Annotated in this window: 18 protein-coding genes and 4 tRNA genes; 13 read left to right on the top strand and 9 right to left on the bottom strand. The window is 72.6% G+C overall.

Features of this window, described 5'->3' with window-relative positions:
- Window positions 1-471 precede the first annotated feature (471 nt).
- Both OG823_RS15925 and OG823_RS15920 read left to right on the top strand, forming a co-directional pair.
- Window positions 472-1569: a glycosyltransferase family 2 protein gene (locus OG823_RS15925; protein WP_371480206.1), complete on the top strand. Its 1098-nt coding sequence runs from the start codon at window positions 472-474 to the stop codon at window positions 1567-1569.
- Between the two features lie 332 nt (window positions 1570-1901).
- Window positions 1902-2150 (top strand): hypothetical protein, encoded by a 249-nt coding sequence (locus tag OG823_RS15920; protein ID WP_371480205.1) that lies wholly within the window; start codon window positions 1902-1904, stop codon window positions 2148-2150.
- Between the two features lie 310 nt (window positions 2151-2460).
- On the opposite strand, the gene OG823_RS15915 is transcribed toward OG823_RS15920, so the two are convergent.
- From OG823_RS15915 to OG823_RS15895, 5 genes are all read right to left on the bottom strand, one after another.
- Entirely contained in the window at window positions 2461-3006 is a 546-nt protein-coding gene (locus OG823_RS15915; RefSeq protein ID WP_371480204.1) for a Uma2 family endonuclease, read from the bottom strand.
- 217 nt (window positions 3007-3223) lie between these two features.
- Window positions 3224-3297: transfer RNA gene (locus OG823_RS15910), tRNA-Phe, on the bottom strand.
- Window positions 3298-3324: 27 nt separating this feature from the next.
- A tRNA-Asp gene (locus tag OG823_RS15905) sits at window positions 3325-3398 on the bottom strand.
- Between the two features lie 60 nt (window positions 3399-3458).
- Window positions 3459-3531 (bottom strand) — tRNA-Glu (locus tag OG823_RS15900).
- A gap of 117 nt (window positions 3532-3648) precedes the next feature.
- Window positions 3649-3990 carry a metallopeptidase family protein gene (locus OG823_RS15895; protein WP_371480203.1) on the bottom strand — a complete coding sequence of 114 codons (342 nt, stop codon included), beginning with the start codon at window positions 3988-3990 and terminating at the stop codon, window positions 3649-3651.
- A gap of 70 nt (window positions 3991-4060) precedes the next feature.
- Between OG823_RS15895 and crcB (OG823_RS15890) the strand changes: the two genes are divergently transcribed.
- The 9 genes from crcB (OG823_RS15890) (at window position 4061) to OG823_RS15850 (ending at window position 13190) form a co-directional block, all read left to right on the top strand.
- Window positions 4061-4567, top strand: coding sequence for a fluoride efflux transporter CrcB (crcB, locus tag OG823_RS15890; protein ID WP_371480202.1), 507 nt, complete (start codon window positions 4061-4063; stop codon window positions 4565-4567).
- Entirely contained in the window at window positions 4564-4914 is a 351-nt protein-coding gene (locus OG823_RS15885) for a DUF190 domain-containing protein (protein WP_371480201.1), read from the top strand. Before crcB (OG823_RS15890) ends, OG823_RS15885 begins: the two co-directional genes overlap by 4 nt.
- Window positions 4911-5285 carry a fluoride efflux transporter CrcB gene (gene crcB, locus OG823_RS15880; protein WP_371480200.1) on the top strand — a complete coding sequence of 125 codons (375 nt, stop codon included), beginning with the start codon at window positions 4911-4913 and terminating at the stop codon, window positions 5283-5285. The genes OG823_RS15885 and crcB (OG823_RS15880) overlap by 4 nt, the downstream gene beginning before the upstream one ends.
- A 340-nt stretch (window positions 5286-5625) precedes the next feature.
- On the top strand, window positions 5626-6249 hold the full coding sequence (locus OG823_RS15875) for a hypothetical protein (protein WP_371480199.1): 624 nt from the start codon (window positions 5626-5628) through the stop codon (window positions 6247-6249).
- Window positions 6250-6443: 194 nt separating this feature from the next.
- Window positions 6444-8837, top strand: a complete 2394-nt coding sequence (locus OG823_RS15870) for a DEAD/DEAH box helicase (RefSeq protein WP_371480198.1) — start codon at window positions 6444-6446, stop codon at window positions 8835-8837.
- Window positions 8838-9094: 257 nt separating this feature from the next.
- The gene (locus OG823_RS15865) at window positions 9095-9913 is read left to right on the top strand and encodes a TIGR02452 family protein (protein ID WP_371480197.1); all 819 of its coding nucleotides are present in this window, start codon (window positions 9095-9097) and stop codon (window positions 9911-9913) included.
- A 265-nt stretch (window positions 9914-10178) separates the two neighbouring features.
- Window positions 10179-11426 carry an SLC13 family permease gene (locus OG823_RS15860; RefSeq protein ID WP_371480196.1) on the top strand — a complete coding sequence of 416 codons (1248 nt, stop codon included), beginning with the start codon at window positions 10179-10181 and terminating at the stop codon, window positions 11424-11426.
- Window positions 11427-11553: 127 nt separating this feature from the next.
- Window positions 11554-12750, top strand: coding sequence for a low temperature requirement protein A (locus OG823_RS15855; protein ID WP_371480195.1), 1197 nt, complete (start codon window positions 11554-11556; stop codon window positions 12748-12750).
- Window positions 12747-13190, top strand: a complete 444-nt coding sequence (locus tag OG823_RS15850; RefSeq protein WP_371480194.1) for an RICIN domain-containing protein — start codon at window positions 12747-12749, stop codon at window positions 13188-13190. Before OG823_RS15855 ends, OG823_RS15850 begins: the two co-directional genes overlap by 4 nt.
- A 33-nt stretch (window positions 13191-13223) precedes the next feature.
- Here OG823_RS15850 and OG823_RS15845 read toward each other — a convergent pair whose 3' ends face one another.
- The 3 genes from OG823_RS15845 to OG823_RS15835 all read right to left on the bottom strand — a co-directional run bounded on the left by OG823_RS15845 (window position 13224) and on the right by OG823_RS15835 (window position 18168).
- Entirely contained in the window at window positions 13224-16370 is a 3147-nt protein-coding gene (locus OG823_RS15845; RefSeq protein ID WP_371480193.1) for a DUF3427 domain-containing protein, read from the bottom strand.
- A gap of 209 nt (window positions 16371-16579) precedes the next feature.
- Window positions 16580-17314: a tyrosine-protein phosphatase gene (locus OG823_RS15840; RefSeq protein ID WP_371480192.1), complete on the bottom strand. Its 735-nt coding sequence runs from the start codon at window positions 17312-17314 to the stop codon at window positions 16580-16582.
- A 107-nt stretch (window positions 17315-17421) separates the two neighbouring features.
- Window positions 17422-18168: an SDR family oxidoreductase gene (locus OG823_RS15835; RefSeq protein ID WP_371480191.1), complete on the bottom strand. Its 747-nt coding sequence runs from the start codon at window positions 18166-18168 to the stop codon at window positions 17422-17424.
- A 189-nt stretch (window positions 18169-18357) separates the two neighbouring features.
- Here OG823_RS15835 and OG823_RS15830 point away from each other — a divergent pair, with 189 nt between their 5' ends.
- Together OG823_RS15830 and OG823_RS15825 are read left to right on the top strand one after the other, a co-directional pair.
- Window positions 18358-19050: a DNA polymerase beta superfamily protein gene (locus OG823_RS15830; protein ID WP_371480190.1), complete on the top strand. Its 693-nt coding sequence runs from the start codon at window positions 18358-18360 to the stop codon at window positions 19048-19050.
- A 198-nt stretch (window positions 19051-19248) separates the two neighbouring features.
- Window positions 19249-19324, top strand: a tRNA-Lys gene (locus OG823_RS15825).
- A gap of 264 nt (window positions 19325-19588) precedes the next feature.
- On the opposite strand, the gene OG823_RS15820 is transcribed toward OG823_RS15825, so the two are convergent.
- The gene (locus tag OG823_RS15820) at window positions 19589-20401 is read right to left on the bottom strand and encodes an SDR family NAD(P)-dependent oxidoreductase (RefSeq protein ID WP_371480189.1); all 813 of its coding nucleotides are present in this window, start codon (window positions 20399-20401) and stop codon (window positions 19589-19591) included.
- Window positions 20402-20414: the final 13 nt, after the last annotated feature.

The following is a 20414-nucleotide window of genomic DNA, read 5'->3' as shown; positions in this document are numbered from 1 at the left end:
GAGGCGTGGTCCAGGGGTGCGGGTGTGGGCGCGGGCCTGGGTGCGGGCCTGGGCGACGGGGGCGGTGGCGGTTCCGGTGGCGCGGGCCGGCGGGCACCGGTCCGGGGCTCGGTCCGGGGCTCGGTCCGCCGGATCGCCGCTCGGGCCGCCTGGGCCGCCTGACCGCCCGGTGCCGCTCGGACCTCCGGACCGGTCCAGCTCCACGGAGGCGGGGAGATCCCCCGGCCGCCGGGGCAGGTCATCCGGCGCAGGCCACCTGAGCAGGCCGACGGGACTGACGGAACGTCGGGCATCCGGCGCGCCGATCGCCGGTGACACCAACTTCCGCGGTGCAGAAGAGTTTCAAGTCGCAACCTCCCCGACACCCTCCGTTCGTTCTGTGGCAGCATCGGAGCCGCACAATGAGCCGGTTCGCTCCCGGCACCCCGCCACGGGCCGGTCGCCCTCCCTGATCGAAAGGCCGCGCAGCCGATGGCTCCACGCCTGTCCGTCGTCGTACCGATCTACAACGTCGAGCGCTACCTCCGGGAGTGCCTCGACTCGATCGCCGGCCAGACCTTCAGCGATTTCGAGTGCGTCATGGTCGACGACGGCTCGACCGACACCAGCGCCGCCGTCGCGCGGGAGTACGCCGCCGCGGACACGCGCTTCCGGCTGGTCCAGCAGGAGAACAAGGGCCTCGGTGCGGCCCGCAACACCGGCTGGCGCCACCTCGACCCCGCCGCCGACTACCTGGCGTTCGTGGACAGTGACGACACCCTGCCGCCGGGCGCGTACGAGCTGATGATCGCCACGCTGGACGAGACCGGCTCGGACTTCGCGGCCGGCAACGCGCTGCGCTTCCGCGAGGCCGGGTACTACCAGTCCCACGCCCACAGCAAGCCGTTCGCGCAGACCCGCCGCAGCACCCACGTGACCGAGATCCCGTCGCTGGTCACCGACCGCACCGCGTGGAACAAGGTCTACCGCCGCAGCTTCTACGACGGCGCCGGCGTCCACTACCCCGAGGGCCTGCTGTACGAGGACGCCCCGGTCAGCGTGCCGCACCACTTCCTCGCCACCGGTGTGGACGTGTTCTCCGAGCCGATCTACCACTGGCGCATCCGCGAGGGCGGCGAGGTGTCGATCACGCAGATGAAGACCGACCCCAAGGGCCTGGTCGACCGGGTGCGCTCGATGGAGCTGGTCCGCGAGTGGCTGCTGGCCCGCCCCGAGCCGGAGTTCCGCGACCACCTGCGTGCCTACGACCGGAACAGCCTGGTCGAGGAGATCCCGATGTTCTTCTGGTCGGTGCCGGACGGCGACCGGGCGTTCCGCGCGGCCTACCAGGAGCACGTCGGCCGGCTGCTGCGGGCCATCGGCCCCGAGCAGATCGCCGGGCTGGGTTCGCTGCTGCGGCTCAAGTACCGCCTGACGCTGGCCGGCCGGACGACCGCCTTCGTGGCGGTCCAGCGCCTGCACCGCCTCTACCGCAACCGCGGCCGGCTGCGCCCCGGCCGTCCGCCCGTCCAGTTCATGGCTTCACCGCCCACCCTGGTGCCCCAGTCGGTGCCCCAGCCGACCAGCTGACCTGAGCCACCCGTCGTGTCCGGGGTGCCCGCCGGAGGGGTGAGCAGCCCCGGCGGGCACCGCCGCGCGCGGTGGCTTCCGTGCCTTCCGTGCCTTCCGTGCCTTCCGTGCTCCGGCACCGGAAGGTCAGTGGCGTAGAGGCTCGTCAACACCGCCCGCAGCCCGGCGGGGGTACTCCTCCGCGAGCATGGAGCCGAGCGATCCGGCGGGGAGCACCGCCTCGCCGACAGAGCGGAGACTGGGGCGAGGGGGCGGAGGACTCGCTCGGTGCCGTCGTCGGGATTCGGGCGGAGTTGGCGGCCGGTGATCTCCGTGCTCTGTACCTGGCGTGGTTGTCCGCTCTTGGTGTCCGGGGGCTCCAGGACGACGACGAAGAGGAGTACCAGGAAACGGTCGAGCCACCGGTCCCGGCCGGGCTCGACCAGCTCACGGCACCTCATCTCCTGGCGGACCTTCGCGACGCCTGTGACCACGTCGGACGGGCTCCCGCCTTCCGGCAGTGCCTCAGCGCGCTTCGCGAGGAGCATCAGCGCCTGCCCGGCCTGCTGCGCCGCCTCGATGAGCAGCGGCTGCGGGGCTGATGACGCTCGCAACACGGCGGAGGAGGAGCGGTGAACCACGCACGCCGGCAGCTGGCCCGGGACAAGCGCGAGCTGCACGGGGACGTCGGCCCCCCGCGATCATCGCCGAGCGCGTGCAGCTCCGCTTGGCCCTGGCGCTCGGGTAACCGGTCGACGACCGACATGCCCAGCCGGGTCTGAGCGAGGACGAGCCGGCGGTGCGGCTCGGCACCACGGCTGACGAGGTCGAGCACCTCGAGGTCGGGGGAGCACTCCCGGTCACGTCCGACCTGCTGCTGCGGCTCGTCGCAGCTCTGGACGTGTCCGACGGTCAGTAAGGGAGCAGTTCGGTCGTGTTCAGGTCGAAGTCGAACGGCTCCGGGATGTGCAGCGTCTCACCGAACTCGATGTCCTCGCGGCGGTGGTATCTCGTGCCGTCGGGGCGGCTGAAGAGCGTGACGGTCTTCTGCCTGGCGTCGATCAACAGGTACAGCGGGATCCCCATCAACGGGTAGTCGCGCACCTTGCCGACCCAGTTGTTCTCCGGGTTGGAGGGAGAGACCAGTTCGACGGCGACAGCGGCGACTTCGGAGGGGACCTGATTGTCAGTCGTCTCCAACGCCTCGCCTGGAAGGTATGTCAGGTCCGGGTTGCGGCTCTTGCCCACGTTCGGTGAAACGAGGTCGGTGTTCTCGCTCGGCAGCAGCTCCGACGGGGCGTGCGCGTCGAACTGGCGGCGGACCAGGAGAAGGTTCCGCTGGTGGATGCCCGAGGGGCTGACCATCATCACGATGGTGTCGCCCGACAGCTCCACCTTGAATCCGTCGGGCAGGCTTCTGCGGGCCTCTTCGAGGAGTGGAAAGTGCTCCGGGTTCATGCGCGGGGCCTCCTGGGGTGTGCCGGGCAGCACCTCAGCGTAGTCCGGGACGGGGTCCGGGATCGCCCGTACGGTCCAAGGGCCGGGCGCCCGGCCCTTGGACCGTACGGGCCGCTCATTCGGACTACCGACCTTCCGCTGTGCCATTGGCGTCAAACAGCACGAAAATGCCCCCGAAGCGAGCTGCTTCGAGGGCATCGTGCCTGGTCATGCTATGTGGCCAGGGCCGGGGTCGAACCGGCGACCTTCCGCTTTTCAGGCGGACGCTCGTACCAACTGAGCTACCTGGCCGTACTGCACCGTCCCTTGCGGGACGAGCGATCCTGACGGGACTTGAACCCGCGACCTCCACCTTGACAGGGTGGCGAGCTAACCAACTGCTCCACAGGACCTTGCTTGCGGATCCTATCCGCTTCGGTGTCCTGCGACACCGACTTCGGTACCTTACTACGTGCCCCCAACGGGATTCGAACCCGTGCTACCGCCTTGAAAGGGCGGCGTCCTGGGCCACTAGACGATGAGGGCTTGCGGCCTGTCCGGTCTGAACTTTCCAGCGTTCGGGGACGTCGAGAAGCATATGGGATGCCGGGCGGATCGCCAAAACGGTTTCGGCCGACGGGGTGCGCGGCGTGTCGGGGCGGGTCAGGCCCAGCCGAGTTCGTCCAGCTCGTGGTCGTCGAAACCGAAGTGGTGGGCGACTTCGTGGATCACCGTGGTGCGGACCTCGTCCACCACCTCGTCCTGGCTTTCGCAGTGCCGCAGGGTCGGGCCGAGGTAGACGATGATGCGGTCGGGCAGGGCGCCGGCGTACCACTCGCCGCGCTCGGTGAGCGGGGTGCCCTCGTAGAGACCGAGCAGGTCCGGGGTGGTGGGATCGGGCTCGTCCTCGACGAAGACGGCGACGTTGTCCATCATGGCCGCGAGGTTCGGGGGGATCCGGTCGAGGGCGTCGCTCACGAGCAGCTCGAAGTCTTCCCGGGTCATCTCCACCGGTTCATTGTCGGGTCTGGGATGACGCGGTGCCAGGTGATCGCGGCCGGTGTTTCATGAGTCCATGAGTTCGGAGGAGACGGTGCGGGTGGAGCGGCCCGGGCGGGCGGAGCGGCCCCGGCGGCCGTCGGTGCTGCGCGGGCAGGGCCGGGCGGTCGGCGCGGTCGCGCTGGGCGGTGCGATCGGGGCGTCGGCGCGCTACGGCGCGGGGCTGCTGTGGCCGACCGGCGGCCCGGGGCAGTTCCCGTGGACGACCCTGCTGGTGAACGTGCTGGGCTGCGCGGTGATCGGGGTGTTCCTGGTGGCGGTCACCGAGGGGCGGCCGGTGCATCCACTGGTCCGGCCGTTCTTCGGGACGGGGGTGCTGGGCGGTTTCACCACCTTCTCGACGTACGCGGTGGACATCCGCCGGCTGCTGGCCGAGGGCCGGCCGGGACCGGGAGCGGCGTACCTGGGGCTGACGCTCGTCGGCGCGATGTGCGCGGTGTGGGCGGCGGCCGGCCTCACCCGGCGGCTGCTGGCCCGGCTGAACCGCCGCCGGCCGCACCCCGTGACGGGGGCGGTCCGGTGACCGGGATCGCCGGCCCGGCGCTGCGGCTCACCGTGATCGTCGGCGAGTACGACGCCTGGCACCACCGCCCGCTGTACAGCGAGATCGTGCACCGGGCCCATGCGGCCGGGCTCGCGGGGGCGAGCGTGTTCCGGGGGATCGAGGGGTTCGGTGCCTCCTCGCTGATCCACACCTCCCGGCTGCTGTCGCTGGCGGAGGACCTGCCGGTGGCGGTGGTGATCGTGGACGCGCAGGAGCGGGTGCGGGCCTTCCTGCCGGAGCTGGACGAGCTGGTGTCGGAGGGTCTGGTGACGCTGGAGGCCTGCGAGGTCGTCAGGTACGTGGGACGGACGGGCGAGCGGGGGTGAACTGGATTCTGGTGGTGGCCGGGGCGGCGGTCGGCGCGCCGCTGCGCTATCTGACGGACCGGGCCGTCCAGTCGCGGCACGATTCGGTGTTCCCCTGGGGGACGTTCACCGTCAACGTGGCCGGGTGCCTGGTCCTCGGGCTGGTCACCGGCGCGGTGGCCGCGGGGGCGGCCTCCTCGCAGCTGCAGCTGCTGCTCGGAACAGGGCTCTGCGGGGCGCTCACCACGTACTCGACCTTCTCCTTCGAGACCCTGCGGCTGGCCGAGGGCGGGGCCCGGCTGCTGGCCGTGACGAACGTGCTGGGGAGCATCACGGCGGGCCTGCTGGCGGTGTACGCGGGGACGGGGCTGGCGCACGGCCTCTGGGGCTGAGCACACGGCCGGCGTGCCGCCGCGGAGCCCCGTACGGGCCCCGTGGAGGCGGTGCGCGCCGTGGGGCCCCTCGGGGCCACCGGCGGGCGCCGGGAGCCGGCGCTGGACCTTGGGGACGGTACGCCGACGGTGCGGGCTGCGCCGGGCGGATGTCGTTCCACCTGTCCCGGGTGGTTTGCCCGTGTCTCCGCCCGCCGGTGCGCGTTGGTCAGCGGAAGCGGCTCCGCGCAGTGGGCGGGCCGGGTGGGGCGGCAGGAGAGGGAGTTCGGTGACGGCGGTTCGGTCAGCTCGTGCGGTGCGTTCGGTCGGTCCGGTGCGTTCGGTCGGTCCGGTGGGCCCGGTGGCCAGGGTGTCGGCGGTGCGGGAGCCGGGGCCTCGGGCCCGGGCGGTGCGGGTCGGTGCGGTGCGGGCGGCCGCCGTGCTCGCCGTCGCGGGCCTGGGGCTGACGGGCTGCATGTCGGTCGGACCGGGTGCGGACCGGCAGCAGGGCGCGGTGCCGACCGGATCGGCCGGCAAGGCGGGCCACAGCGGCGGAGCGACGGCCGGCGGAGCGGGCGCGGGGCATGCGGGTGGCGGGGCGCGCACGGAGCGTCCCGCAGGCGCGCAGGGCGAGGTGACGCCCTCGGCGGGCGTCGGGGCGGAGCCGGTGCCCGCCCTGCCCGGCGCGGCGGTGGCGGGTGTCGTCGCGGTGCCGGGGGCCCTGCCCGGCGAGGGCGCGCCCGGCGGCGCTGCGACCTCGGGGCCCGGCGGCGGGTCGTCTCCGGCACCCACGGCCGGTGGTGGCGCCGCCGGCGGTACGGCCGGGGGCGCGGCCGGTTCTCCGGCGGCGAGCCCGAGCGCGTCGGCCCAGCCCTCGCCCGCTCCCGAGCACAGCTCGCCGGCCGCGACGGTGAGCGCCGATCCCGCGCCGACCACCGGCAGCTCCGGATCGTCGGCACCGAGCCAGGGCAGGGCCGGCCGTTAGCGGTCTGGCCAGGGCATTTGCCTCTGATCCCGAGGTTCGTCTATGGTAGTAGATCGTTACTTTGAACCATTTGCTTGGCGCCCTATTCCCATCTGGCGCCCTTGGCGCGTTCCGGCGATCCGTGGCTGACCGCATAGAGGCGGTTGAGACCAGAACCCCGGACTTAGGCGCGTGCCACTTCCGGAAGGTTTTGCATGTCTCTCGTTGACGACGCCCGCTTCGCCATGCCCGCGAGCGAGTCCGCCGCCGATGTTTCCCTCTCCGAGACCGAACTCGCGGAGATCACCGAGCTCGACGAGCTCGCCGACGCGGCCGAGGCCGACGACACCATCGAGGCCGACGACGCCGCCGATGACGTCGAGCCCGCCGAGCCCACCATCACCTTCGGTGACCTGGGCCTGCACGACGACGTCGTCCGCGCCCTCAACAAGCGCGGCGTCACCACCCCGTTCCCGATCCAGGCCGCGACCATCCCGGACGCCCTGGCCGGCAAGGACGTGCTGGGCCGTGGCCGTACCGGCTCCGGCAAGACCCTGAGCTTCGGTCTCCCGCTGCTCACCCGCATCGCCGGCGCCGAGGGCCGCACCAAGCCCAAGCACCCGCGGGGCCTGATCCTCGTCCCGACCCGCGAGCTGGCCATGCAGGTCGCCGACGCGCTGGAGCCGTTCGGCTCGGTGCTCGGCCTCAAGCTGAAGGTCGTCTGCGGCGGCACCTCGATGTCCAACCAGATCTACGCGCTGGAGCGCGGTGTCGACGTCCTCGTCGCCACCCCCGGCCGCCTGCGCGACCTGATCAACCGCAACACCGCCAAGCTCGACGAGGTCATGGTCACCGTCCTGGACGAGGCCGACCAGATGGCCGACATGGGCTTCCTGCCCGAGGTCACCGAGATCCTCGACAAGGTCCCGTCCGGCGGTCAGAGCCTGCTCTTCTCGGCGACGCTCGAGAACGAGATCGACAGCCTGGTCAAGCGCTACCTGAAGAACCCGGTCACTCACGAGGTCGACGCGGCCCAGGGCGCGGTCACCACCATGAGCCACCACATCCTCGTGGTGAAGCCCAAGGACAAGGCGCCGATCACCAACGCGATCGCCGCCCGCAAGGGCCGCACGATCATCTTCGTCCGCACCCAGATGGGCGCCGACCGCGTGGCCGAGCAGCTGATCGAGGCCGGCGTGAAGGCCGACGCGCTGCACGGCGGGATGACCCAGGGCGCCCGTACCCGGGTGCTCGGCGACTTCAAGGACGGTTACCTCAACGTCGTCGTCGCCACCGACGTCGCCGCCCGTGGCATCCACGTGGACGACATCGACCTGGTGCTGAACGTGGACCCGGCCGGCGACCACAAGGACTACCTGCACCGCTCGGGCCGCACCGCCCGCGCCGGCCGCTCCGGCGCCGTCGTCACCCTGGTGCTGCCGCACCAGCGTCGCGGTGTGTTCCGCCTGATGGAGGACGCGGGCGTCGACGCCAGCCGCCACATCCTCGACCACGCCTTCGACGCCGAGGTGGCCCGGATCACCGGCGCCCGCTCGCTCGTCGAGGTGCAGGCCGAGAGCGCGGCCGGCATCGCCGGTGCCGCCGAGCGCGAGCTCGCCGACATGACCCGCCAGCTGGAGCGCGCGCAGCGCCGCGCCACCGAGCTGCGCGAGGAGGCCGACCGCCTCGCCGCCCGTGCGGCGCGCGAGCGGGCCGAGCTGGGCATCGAGGACGAGGCCCCGGCCGCCGTCACCGAGGACGCCCCGGCCGAGGCCGCCGCCGAGACCACCGCCCCGGCGGCCGTCGAGGAGGAGCGCGCCCCCGCGTACCGCGAGGCCCGCGCCGAGCGTCCCGCCGGTGGCGACCGCGAGAGCCGCGGCGGCAGCTTCAACCGCGACCGTGACGACCGTGGTGGCCGTTCCGGTGGCTTCAACCGTGATGACCGTGGCGGCAGCCGTTCGTTCGGTGACCGTGACAACCGTGGCGGTGGCTCGTTCAACCGTGACGACCGTGGTGGCCGCTCGGGTGGCTTCAACCGTGATGACCGTGGCGGCAGCCGTTCGTTCGGTGACCGTGACAACCGTGGCGGTGGCTCGTTCAACCGTGACGACCGTGGTGGCCGTTCCGGTGGCTTCAACCGTGATGACCGTGGCGGCAGCCGTTCGTTCGGTGACCGTGACAACCGTGGCGGTGGCTCGTTCAACCGTGACGACCGTGGTGGCCGCTCCGGTGGCTTCAACCGTGATGACCGTGGCGGCAGCCGTTCGTTCGGTGACCGTGACAACCGTGGCGGTGGCTCGTTCAACCGTGACGACCGTGGTGGCCGCTCCGGTGGCTCCTCCTTCGGTGGCGACCGTCCGGCGCGCTCCTTCGGCGACCGTCCGGCCCGCTCCTTCGGTGAGCGCGACGAGCGCGGCGGCAGCAGCAACAGCAGCAGCCGCCCGTTCTCCCCGCGCCGTGACGACCACCGCACCGGTGGCCGTCCGCAGGGTGCCGGCGGCGGCTCGTTCAACCGTGACGACCGTGGTGGCCGCTCCGGTGGCTTCAACCGTGACGACCGTGGCGGCAGCTTCAACGGCGGCGACCGCAAGCCGCGTTGGAAGAGCTGACGCCGGGTAGTTCCCGCTGATCCGCAGGCTCCGGGCCCGTTCCACTTCGGTGGGGCGGGCCCGTCGCCGTCTGTGCTCGGTGGGGCCGGCCGGTCGCCGTTCCACTTCGGTGGGGCCGGCCGGTCGCCGGTTGCGCGCGACTTGGGTCCGGGGGCGGGGGTTCGCCGGCACTGCCCGGCGGTGGAGCCCGGGGCGTTGTTCTGAGGGTGAGAATAACCGGTGGCGTCGACGGCGCGCCCTGGCATACCGTCAGCGCCATGAGCAGCAGACTGCACCGAGTGGCCATGGTCAACGAGGAGAGCGTCGAGCGGGGGAGCTATCTGGCCGCCGGCGGTGAGCTGGTGGAGGTGGCGCGGTGGCTGGCGGCCGCCCGCGCCGGGACGGTCTCGTACACCCCGCAGGCGCTGGAGGAGCTGGTGGCCGGGGCCGAGTCGGGCCCGGGGCCCGGGACGGTCGAGGTGACGGCGGAGGGCAGCATGCAGGCCGCACGGCGGCTGGTGGCGGCCGGCGGCGGCCCGGTCGGGGTGCTCAACTTCGCCTCCGCGCGCAATCCCGGCGGCGGGTACCTGCGCGGCGCCCGGGCCCAGGAGGAGGACGTCTGCCGCAGCGCGCTGCTGTACACCTGCCTGCTGGAGGCGCCGGACTACTACGCGGCGCACCGGGCCTCCACCGACCTGCGGTACAGCCACCGGGTGATCTTCGCCCCGGGCGTACCGGTGGTCCGGGGGGAGGACGGAGAGCTTCTCGCGCAGCCGTACGAGGTCGCCTTCCTGACCTCGCCCGCGCCCAACGCCGGTCAGCTGGAGCGCCGTTCGGCCGGTACGGACGTGCGGGACGTGCTGGCCGAGCGGGCGCTGCGGGTGCTCGCGGTGGCCGCGGCGCACGGTGTGCGGGAGCTGGTGCTCGGTGCCTGGGGCTGCGGGGTGTTCCGCAACGACCCGGCGCAGGTGGCGGAGGCCTTCGACGCCGGGCTGGCGCGGTACGGGGCCGCGTTCGACCGGGTGGTCTTCGCCGTGTGGGACCGCTCACCGGTCTCCGCGAACCGGGCCGCGTTCGAGGCCCGGTTCGGGAGCTGACGCCGGGCGGGCGGGTGGTCGGGGCCGGCTCGGCCCCGGCGCGCGGTCACGACGGTGGAGGCGGCGGCCACCACACCGGTGACGGCGAGGACGGCCGGTCAGGCGCCGATCCTCCCGGCGAGCGGGTGGGAGCCGCCGAACGCCGCCACGTACAGACCGGTCAGCGCCACCGCCGCGCCCGCTCCGGCCTGACGGTTCCACTGCGTGGCCGCGGTGGCGCCGCGACCTGTTCGGGGTGGCTGTGCGGGCGTGCCATGATCGGCCGGTGAGCACCGCCGTCACCGAAGTCCTTTCCGTTGTCCTGCTGGTCCTGGTGCTGGCCTTCGCGGTCGTACGGCCGCGCGGCCGGCCGGAGGCGGCGGCCGCCGTCCCGGCCGCCGCCCTGCTGCTGGCCGTCGGCGCGGTCGGACCGTCCGAGGCCTGGGCGCAGACCAGGGAGCTGCTGCCGGTGGTGGCCTTCCTCGCCGCGATCCTGGTGCTGTCCAAGCTCTGCGCCGACGAGGGATTGTTCGAGGCGGCCGGGCACCTGGTCGCCACGGTGTGCCACGGGCGCCCCGACCGGCTCCTCGCCGGTGTCTTCGGGGTCGCCGCGCTGGTCACGGCGGTGCTCAGCCTGGACGCGACGGTGGTGCTGCTCACCCCCGTGGTGCTCGCCACCACCGCCCGGCTCGGCGCCCGGCCCCGCCCGCACGCGTACGCCTGCGCGCACCTGGCCAACTCCGCCTCGCTGCTGCTGCCGGTCTCCAACCTGACCAACCTGCTGGCCTTCGCCGCGAGCGGCCTGACCTTCACGCGGTTCGCGCTGCTGATGGCGCCGGCCTGGGTCGTGGTGATCGGCATCGAGTTCGTGGCCTTCCGGCGGTTCTTCCGGGAGGATCTGGCCGCCGGCGCGCCGCTGCCCCCGCCGAAGGGACCGGTCGCCCTGCCGCTGTTCACCCTGGTCGTGCTGGCGCTGACCCTGCTCGGCTTCGCGGTCACCTCCCTGCTCGGGGCCAACCCGGCCTGGGCGGCGCTCGGCGGTGTGCTGGTGCTCGGCGCCCGGGCCCTGCGGCGTGGGGACAGTACCGTCCGGGAGCTGGTCGGCTCGGCCGGGCTGTACTTCTGCCTGTTCGTGCTGGCACTGGGCGTGGTGGTCAAGGCCGTGGTGGACAACGGCCTGGGCGCCGGGCTGGAGCGGCTGCTGCCGGACGGCGCCGGGCTGCCCGAGCTGCTCGTCGTCGCGGGCATCGCCGCCGTGCTCGCCAACCTGATCAACAACCTGCCCGCGACCCTCGCACTGCTGCCGCTGGCCTCGGCGGGCGGGACCGGCCCGGTGCTGGCCGTCCTGGTGGGGGTCAACCTCGGCCCGAACCTGACCTACGTCGGGTCGCTGGCCACCCTGCTGTGGCGCGGACTGCTGCCCGAGCCGGTCGAACTCAAGGTGTTCACCCGGCTCGGCCTGATCGTCGTCCCGTTGACGGTGGTGGCGGGAACGGTCGCGGTGTGGGGGATGCTGGAACTGGTGGGCACCTGACCCGTCCCGATGTGGCCGGCCGGCCCGGGCGCGCCCCGGGTGCGCGGGGGGCCGGCGCGGTTTCGCCTCTGGCGGAGCATGTCGGGAAACGCCGACTCCGCCGCACCGCAGAACCCATACTCACGCCGTGACCGTAACCACTTCCGCCCCAGCAGCCCCCGGCGCCACCGCGGGCGAAGCCGAAACCGCCCTGCGCGTCAGCCCGCTGGAGCTCTTCTTCGACCTCGTCTTCGTCTTCACCATCACCCAGCTCACCGGCAGCCTCGCCCATCACCTCACCACCGGCGGGCTGGTGCAGGTGCTGGTCATGCTCGCGGTGATCTGGTGGATGTACGACGCCTTCATCTGGCTCACCAACGCGATGCCGCCCTCCACCCACGGCCGCCGGGGCCTGCTGTTCCTCGGCATGGCCGCGTTCCTGGTGATCTCGCTGGCCGTCCCGCACGCCTTCACCGGCAGCGGTGTCGCGTTCGGCTGGGCGTACCTCGTGGTGGTGGCCGTCCACACCGGGATGTTCGCGGCGGCCGGCGTCGCGATCGGCTCGGTCCTGCGGATGGGAGGCCTCAACGTCCTCAACACGGCCCTGGTCGTCACCGGCGGCTACTTCACCGGCACCGTCCAACTCGCCCTCTGGGCTGCCGCCTTCGGGCTCCAGTTGGCGATACCCCGGCTGGTCGACCTGCCCCGGTTCCAGCTCCGCTCCGACCACTTCGTCGAGCGCCACGGCCTGATCGTCATCATCGCGTTCGGCGAATCCGTGATCGCCATCGGCGTCGGGGCGGGCGAGAGCGACCTCACCGTCGCACTGGTCGCCACCGCCCTGCTCACCCTCGGCGTCTGCGTCGGCCTCTGGTGGGCCTACTTCGGCCGTGACGACGACGCCCGCGCCGAACACCACATGGCCGCTCTCTCCGACGCCGACCGCAACCGACTCGCGGTCAGTGTCTACAACCTGGGCCACTACGCCCTGCTGCTCGGGGTCCTGGTCCTCGCCGCCGGTGTGAAGTCCGCCGTCGCCCACCCGGGCGCCCCGATCTCGCTCCCGCAGTCGGCGGCCCTGGCCGGCGGCGTCGCGCTCTTCCTCGCCGCCAACGCCGCCATCCGCCGCACCTTCGGCCTGGCCCCGGTCCTTCCCCGCCTGTTCGCCGCCCTCGCGCTGACCGCGACGGTACCGCTCGGCACCGGCCACTGCGCCCTCGCCCAGGTCGCCGCGACGGCCGCGATCATGGCCGCCGCCTTCGGCTACGAGGAGTGGCGTGTCGGCGCAGGGTGGGAGACTGCGAGCGGTAAGGACCGACACCACCACCGGGGAGTCCAGCAATGATCAAGGACGGGCTCTACCGGATCCGCAACGTCGCCAGCGGCCTCCTTCTGGAGATCACCGACGGAAGCCCCCGCAGCGGCGCCAAGGCCCGCCAGGGCGAGGAGGCCGGCACCCCCGCGCAGCTGTGGCGCCTCACCGCCGTCCACCCCGGTGGAGCCCTCTTCCACGTCGAGAACACCGCCAGCGGCAAGCGGCTCGACGTCACCGGCGCCTCCACCGAGAACGGCGTCCTCGTCCAGCAGTGGTCACCCAACGCCTTCGGCGCCCAGGAGTGGCTCCTCGAACAACACGTCGACGCCCCCGGCACCTTCACCATCACCAGCTTCATCAGCGGCAAAGCCCTCGAAGTGGCCGACGCCGCCACCACCCCGGGCGCCCCGGTCCGCCAATGGGAGGACACGGACAGCCCGGGGCAGTGGTGGCGGCTGGAGGCGCGGTAGCCGCGGCCGGTCGCAGGACCCGACCGGCCGCGGCTACCCCGTGGTCACCGCTGTGAAGTGGTGCACGTCGGACGGCAGCGGGTGGCGGAGCCTCCAGGTCACCGCCATCGGACGGTCGCCCTCGTGCGAGCTGTACCGGACGGGTCCGAGCAGGATGTAGGGGGACGGCCGGCCTATCTCGTTCTCCCTCTCCTGCCGAACGAAGAGCAGGACGTTGCTGCCGTCCCGGTGGTGGTTCTGGTAGCGCCTGCCCGTGGTCGAGGCGCCTGACGTGGCGTACTGCGACTCCCAGTGGAACAGGTCCTCGCTCAGCGCGTAGTCGTGGTAACGGGTGTTCTCCGAGAAGTCCTTCTCATCCTTCCTGACAGTCACCAGGAGGGCGTCTGTGAGCGTCTCCTGGCACCAGGCGACGCCCGCGTTGAACGGCGTCGGAAGCCTGCGGCCGAGTTCGGCCCAGCGCAGCGCCGCCAGCAGCTCGGGGGTGTTGTAGTGCGCGTGGACCGCGAGCGGCCGGCCCGTCAGGGGGCCGAGGTCCAGACCCAGGGGCCTGGGAGCGTGCCGGGCGTGTTCGAGGCCGTGCGCGAACAACTGTCGGAGTTCGCTTCGGACGGCCTTGTGCGGTCGGAGCGACTCCAGGCCCTCCCCGACCGAGGTGAAGCCCCCGCCGCCGGGCCAGAGCGAGAAGAAGAGCATCTCCGCATAGGCCCGCATCCGGTCGTCGAGCTTCTGGTAGGGCTCGGAGTCGTCCTCGACGAGGCGGCTGTACGCCTGTGCCCGATCAGGGTCGTCGACGTGGAGCAGCGCGGCCATCCGCTTGAGCAGTGCGGCCTCACCCGGTACCTCTGCCGGGGGTGTCAGGCCGGCCCGGCGAAGGATGCCCGTCCAGGAGTTGCCGCCCCGGTAGACGTCGGTGATGTGCCGCTGATTCTCGGTGAGGTAGCTTCCGAGCCGCGAATCCCCGTGAGCGCGCACCTCCTGGGTGAGGACTTTGACGTTCGCTGCGAGCTGCTGGCGGATGTTGCGCAGGACGATGTCCTTGGAGACCCGGTCCAGGATGATCTGGCAGCCCGACGGAAGGTGCGGGAAGTCCCGGGAGACGTTGTTCTCCAGCGCCTTGCGGGTATAGCCGGTGAGCGCGCGGAACTGCTCCTCGAAGCGGAACTCCTTGCGCTGGTAGCCGATGAAGTCCAGGACCGTGAGGACGGCTTTGTCGGCGGAGCGCCGCAGCCCGCGGCCGAGCTGCTGAAGGAAGATCGTGGCGCTTGAGGTGGGGCGGAGCAGCAGGAGGGTGTCGATCCCGGGGATGTCCAGGCCCTCGTTGAACAGGTCGACGGTGAAGAGGACCTGGATCTCGCCGCTGCTCAGCCCGTCGAGCGCGGCCTTGCGCTCCGCGGCGGGCGTGTGACCGGACAGTGCCCGGGCGCAGAAGCCGGCGCGGTTGAAGGCGCGGGCCATGTGTTCGGCGTGCCGGACGGACACGCAGAAACCCAGCGCCCGCATCCGGAGCGGGTCGGAGATCTTGCCCCGGACCGTCCCGACGACCTGGAGCGCCTGCGCGTCCCCCGCGGTGAGGACGTTGGTCAGCTCTACCGGATCGTAGGCGCCTTGGCGCCAGCTGACGCCGCTCAGATCGGTGTTGTCGTGCACGCCGAAGTAGTGGAACGGGCAGAGCAGGTCGTCCTCCATGGCCTGCCACAGGCGCATCTCGGCGGCGATGCGGCCGTCGAAGAACTCGTCCTGTACGCGCTTGCCGTCGGCCCGCTCGGGCGTGGCGGTCAGGCCCAGCAACTCGCGCGGCGTGAACCGGTCGATGACCTTGCGGTAGGTCGCGGCCTCGGCGTGGTGGAACTCGTCGATGACGATCACGTCGAAGTGGTCGGGTGCGAAGGAGCCGAGGCCGCGGGTGTGCAGTGACTGGATGCTGGCGAAGACGTGCCGGCGCAGCTCGGGGCGCTCGCCGGCGACCATCAGCTCCCCGAAGTTCGCATCCGCCAGCACTTCGCGATACGTCCGCAGCGACTGTTTGAGGATCTCCTGGCGGTGCGCGACGAACAACAGCGTCAGATCGCGGCCCGACTCCTTGCGGAGCTGCTTGTAGTCGAGGGCTGCCATCACCGTCTTGCCGGTGCCGGTAGCCGCCACCAGAAGGTTCCGGTGCCGCTGGTGGACCTCGCGCTCCGTGCGGAGCAGCTCCAGCATGCCCTTCTGATGCGGGTGCGGGCGGACCTCCAGGCCGGACAGGGAGATCCGGCGCCCGTCGTCCTGCCGACCGCCGCCGGCCTCCAGCAGTGCGCGGTCCAGCTCCTCGGCGTCCCGGTCGGGGTCGTAGCTCTTGAAGTCGGGGTTGTTCCAGTAGGAGTCGAACGTCGCTTCGAACTTCCGGAGTACGGCGGGGGTGGCGACGGCCGACAGGCGTACGTTCCACTCCAGCCCGTCCAACAGGGCCGCCTTGGACAGGTTGGAACTGCCCACGTAGGCGGTGTCGAAGCCGGTGGCTCGCCGGAACAGCCAGGCCTTGGCGTGCAGCCGGGTGGTGCGCAGCTCGTAGTTGATCTTCACCTCGGCGCCGAACTCGCGCACCAGCCGGTCGAGTGCCCGGCGTTCGGTCGCGCCGATGTACGTGGTGGTGATGACGCGCAGCGGTACACCGCGCCGGTGGAGCTCGCGGAGCTGCTCCTCGATAATCCGCAGTCCGTGCCATTTGACGAAGGCGCAGAGCAGATCGACCCGGTCGGCCGTGACTATCTCGGCTCGTAGTTCGTGTCCGAGGCTCTGCTCCTCCGGCGCGTTGGTCAGCAGGGCGCTCTCGGAGAGGGGCGTCACCGGCCGGATCGCGTAGACGCCGGGCGCCTCCTGTTCGGCGATGGCGATCAACTCCCTCGGCCCGGCGGCCACCTGATCCACCGGGTCGGCGCCGCCGCCGTGACCCGCCAGCACGGACAGGAGGCGGTTGGCGGCCTCGACGCGCTGATCCGGATCCATCTCCTGGAGAACGCGCTGCGCCTGGAGCCCGATGTGGCGCGCCAGCACGTACGAGGACGACTCCTTGGCCACCTCGCGATCGACCGCCCGCAGCCCGGAGCCGGCCAACCCGGCGAGTCGGCCGGACAGCGAGTCGGTCACCACGCTCTCGTACAGACCGGGGACCAGCTGAGGGTGCGGAGCGTTCGGGTCGGGCACGGATCTCTCCTGTCGTCCACGAAGCAGTGGAGATCTTTCTAGCACCTCGTTCCGACATCGGGAGATCAACCCACAATCGGTTCAATGCCATGTGGGGCTTTCGTGGTTGAGGGCTACCGGCCTCTCGTGCGCGGGCCCATCGAAGGGCCTGCCGGTGGGCGGGACCCGGCGCGTGGTCGAGGCGCCCGCACCTCCAGTCGCCCCGCACCTCAGCTGCCGAGTGCCACGCGCAGCTCACTCAATTCCCGCTCGGTCACCCCCGCTGCCAGGACGTAGGCCTCCACCGAGCCGAAGGTGTCGCGGATCCAGTGCAGGGAGGAGAGCAGCAGGGCGGCGGTGACCGGGCGGGAGACGCGTTCGGTACCGGTCTCGTCGACGTACGGGGTGGGGCCGTCGAGCAGGCCGAGGCCGGTGTTGGAGAGCAGGAAGTCGGCGGTGAGCTCCGCGTCGGTGGCGCCCAGGAGCGACTGCAGGACGGCCACGGTCAGGCCGGTACGGTCCTTGCCGACGGCGCAGTGGAGGAGCGCCGGGAGGGCGCCGGGGGTGACCAGGCGTCGGATGGTGGCGGCGAGGGAGGGACCGGCGTACCGGGGCAGGTAGAGGTAGAGGTCGGCCTGGCTCTCGGGCCAGCTCCGGTCGCCGCTCTCACGGTCGTCGGGGAAGGTCGGCAGGTGCAGGGTCTCGTGGTCCAGGCCGTGCCGAAGGTCCGGCCAACCGGCGAGCTCGGCGGCGCTGCGGAGGTCGATGACGGTGCGCAGACCCAGGGCCTTCAGTCGCTGGGCGCCCTCCGGGGTGAGGGTGTGGAAGGAGCCGGAGCGGTAGAGCCGTCCGGGGCGCAGCGTGCCGGCGCGGCCGGTGCCCCCGGCGTCGCGCAGGTTGCGGACGCCGGGAACGGGGACGAAGGCGGTGCTGCCGGGCGCCGGGTCGGACTCGCGGTCGGTCATGGCCTCCACGGTAGGCGGCCCGGAGGAGGCGGGTGGGGAGACCTGCGCAAGAGGCCCGGTGCAAGAGGCCCGGTGCAGGAGGCCCGGCGCAGGAGGCCCGGCGCCGCTCAGCGGCCGCCGGCCAGGTCGAGGAACGAGCCGGTGGTGTAGGAGGAGGCGGGGGAGAGTAGGAACATGATCGACTCCGCCACCTCCTCGGCCGTGCCGCCACGGCGCATCGGCAGGTCGGGGGCGATCCGGTCGACCCGGCCGGGCTCGCCTCCCAGGGCGTGGAAAGCGGTGTGGATCAGCCCCGGACGCACCCCGTTGACACGGATGCCCTCGGCGGCCACCTCCAGGGCCAGCCCGCGGGTCATCGTGTCCAGTGCTCCCTTGGAGGCCGCGTAGTCGATGTACTCGTTGGGTGAGCCGAGTTGGGCGGCCCGCGAGGAGACGTTGACGATCGCGCCGCCCGTGCCGCCGTGCCGGGTGGACATCCGGCGGACGGCCTGCGCGGCGCAGAGGAACGGGCCGGTGATGTTGGCCGCCCAGATCCGGGCGAGCCGGGCCTCGTCGAACTCTTCGAGCCGGCCCTGGCGCTCCACCGTCCCGGCGTTGTTCACCAGGGCGGTGAGCGGGCCGAGTTCGGCGTCCACGGTGGCGAAGAGCCGCTCGACCTCAGCACCGCGGCTGACGTCCGCCCGGACGGCCAGGGCCGTTGCGCCGGCCGAGCGGACGGCGCCGGCCACGGCCTCGGCGGATTCTTCGTCGCTACGGTAGTTGACGCAGACCCGGTAGCCGCGGCGGCCGGCGAGCAGGGCGGTGGCGGCGCCGATCCCGCGCCCGCCCCCTGTGATCAGGATGACATCCGACATGCCCCGACCGTAACCCAAGCGGCGAACTCCCCCGGCAGACAGGGCGATGACGCGCCACGGCGCTTCGGTGGCGCTCCGCCGGCCCTGCGCAGCGGGACGGGCGGAGCGGAATTCGCTCGCCGCCACCGCCGAGGGCAGGGCAGACTCACCGGACCGCCGCACACACCACCGGACGACCGAGGAGACGCGATGCCCCCGACCCGGCAGGTCCTGCTGTCCGGCATCGTCGGTTCGACGGCCTACGGCCTCGCGCACGCGGGCTCCGACCTCGACCGCCTCGGCCTGTTCGCCGCGCCCACCGAGGACTTCCACGGCCTGGAGCGCCCCGACGAGTCCCGGGTGAGCACGGCGCCCGACCTCACCCTGCACGAGGCGGCCAAGTGGTGCCGGCTGGCGCTCGGCTGCAATCCGACCGCCTCCGAGCTGGTCTGGCTGCCGGCCGAGCTCTACGAGATCCGCACCCCGCTCGGCGACGAACTGATCGGCATCCGCCACTGCTTCCTGAGCGCCGGCGCCGTGCGCGGCTCCTACCTCGGCTACGCCCGCAAGCAGTTCACGAAGCTCCTGACCCGCGACACCACCGACCCGGTCACCCGTGCCCGGGCCGCCAAGCACGCCCGGCACCTGGTGCGACTCGTGGAACAGGGCGTACGGCTGCACGAGAGCGGCGAGATCGTGCTGCGCCTTGAGGACCCGGAGCGGGTCCGCGACCTCGGCGAGCGGATCGCCGACCGTCCCGAGCTCGCGACCGCCCTGCTGGTCGCGGCCGAGGAGCGCCTCGCCCGCCCCGGCGTCCTGCCGGCGGCCCCGGACCGCGCGCCGGCCGAGGCCTGGCTGCGCCGGGTCCGCGCCGCGCACTACACCCCGCCGTCCGCCGGCTGATCGGCCGCTCCCGCGCTCGCTACCGGGGCCGGACCGGTGCCGGCCCCGGTCGCTCCGCCCGTCGATCCCGCCGACCGACGGGATCGGGCCGCCACGGGTACGACGCGCCCCGGCAATCCGCTGGCGGATGCCCCGGTGCCACCAGGTAGGATCACCCCGGCAGGTGCCGTACCGCGAGCGCGGTGGGCGCAGGCCGGCGGGCCGCTAGCTCAATTGGCAGAGCTGCGGACTTTTAATCCGTAGGTTCAGGGTTCGAGCCCCTGGCGGCCCACCAGATCGTGCCATGCCCGACCTGGGCGTTCGCCGTTGTTCCGGGCCGCCGGCGTCGCCGGTGCTCCCGGGCGGCCGCCGCGGTGGCTCCTTTCCCGCCTGCTCCCTCACCGCCTCCCCCGCCCGGCCCGGGCGTGGCATCGCCGTGCCCGGGCGGCCGTCGACGGCGCCGGACCTGTGCGGCCCCGCCTCGGTGAGCAGGAACGGCCGGGGGCCCTCCGAGGTCGCTCGGAGGGCCCCCGGCCGGGAGTATGCACCTGACTGATCGTCAGCGACCGCCCGCCACCGTGAGTTCCTCGCCGGTGATGTTCCGGTTGGCGGCCGAACCGAGGTACAGGACGGCCGTGGCGACGTCCTCGGGAGTGCTCAGGCGACCGGTCGGGGTGGCCCGCTGCTCCTCGTCGCGGCGGGCGGCGGGCAGGTCGGCCGCCATCCGGGGGGTGAGCGTCAGGCCCGGGCTGACGAGGTTGACCAGCACGCCGGTGTCCCGCAGATCCCACATCAGGCTGCGGGTGAAGCCGTGCAGGCCGCTCTTCACCGTGCCGTAGAACTCCCGGCCCGGCTTGCCCAGCCGGGCGACCACGGAGGAGACCAGGACGATCCGGCCCCAGCCCGAGCGGCGCATGTGCGGCAGGGTGAGCTGGGCCAGGCGCAGGTTGTGGGAGAGGTTGGCACTGACGAAGCCGGCCCAGTGCTCGGGGTCGAGCGACTCGAACGGCGCGGTGGGCGGGCGCAGGCCGCCGGGCTCCATGGCGCATACGACCAGGGCGTCCACCCCGCCCCAGCGCTCGGTCACCGCCGCGACGGCCGACTCCGCCGAGCCGTCCGCCGAGCCGTCCGCCGCCGCCGCTCCGGCGGGTTCCCCGGCCGCCGCGTCCGCGCCGATGCGGCACCGTACGGCGAAGGCCCGGTCGTGCGCCGCGCCCAGCTCCGCGGCCAGCTTGCCCGCGGCCTCGGCGTCGGAGGCGTACCCGATCGCGACCCGCGCGCCCTCGGCGGCGTAGGCCCGGGCGACGGCCGCCCCGATCCCTCCGGTCGCGCCGGTGATCAGGACAGTGCGGTCCTGCAGTTCGAAGTCCATCGTCCAACTCCTC

The sequence above is a fragment of the Kitasatospora sp. NBC_00315 genome, from assembly GCF_041435095.1.
GTDB lineage: Bacteria > Actinomycetota > Actinomycetes > Streptomycetales > Streptomycetaceae > Kitasatospora.
This window is presented reverse-complemented; position numbering and strand designations above follow the sequence as displayed.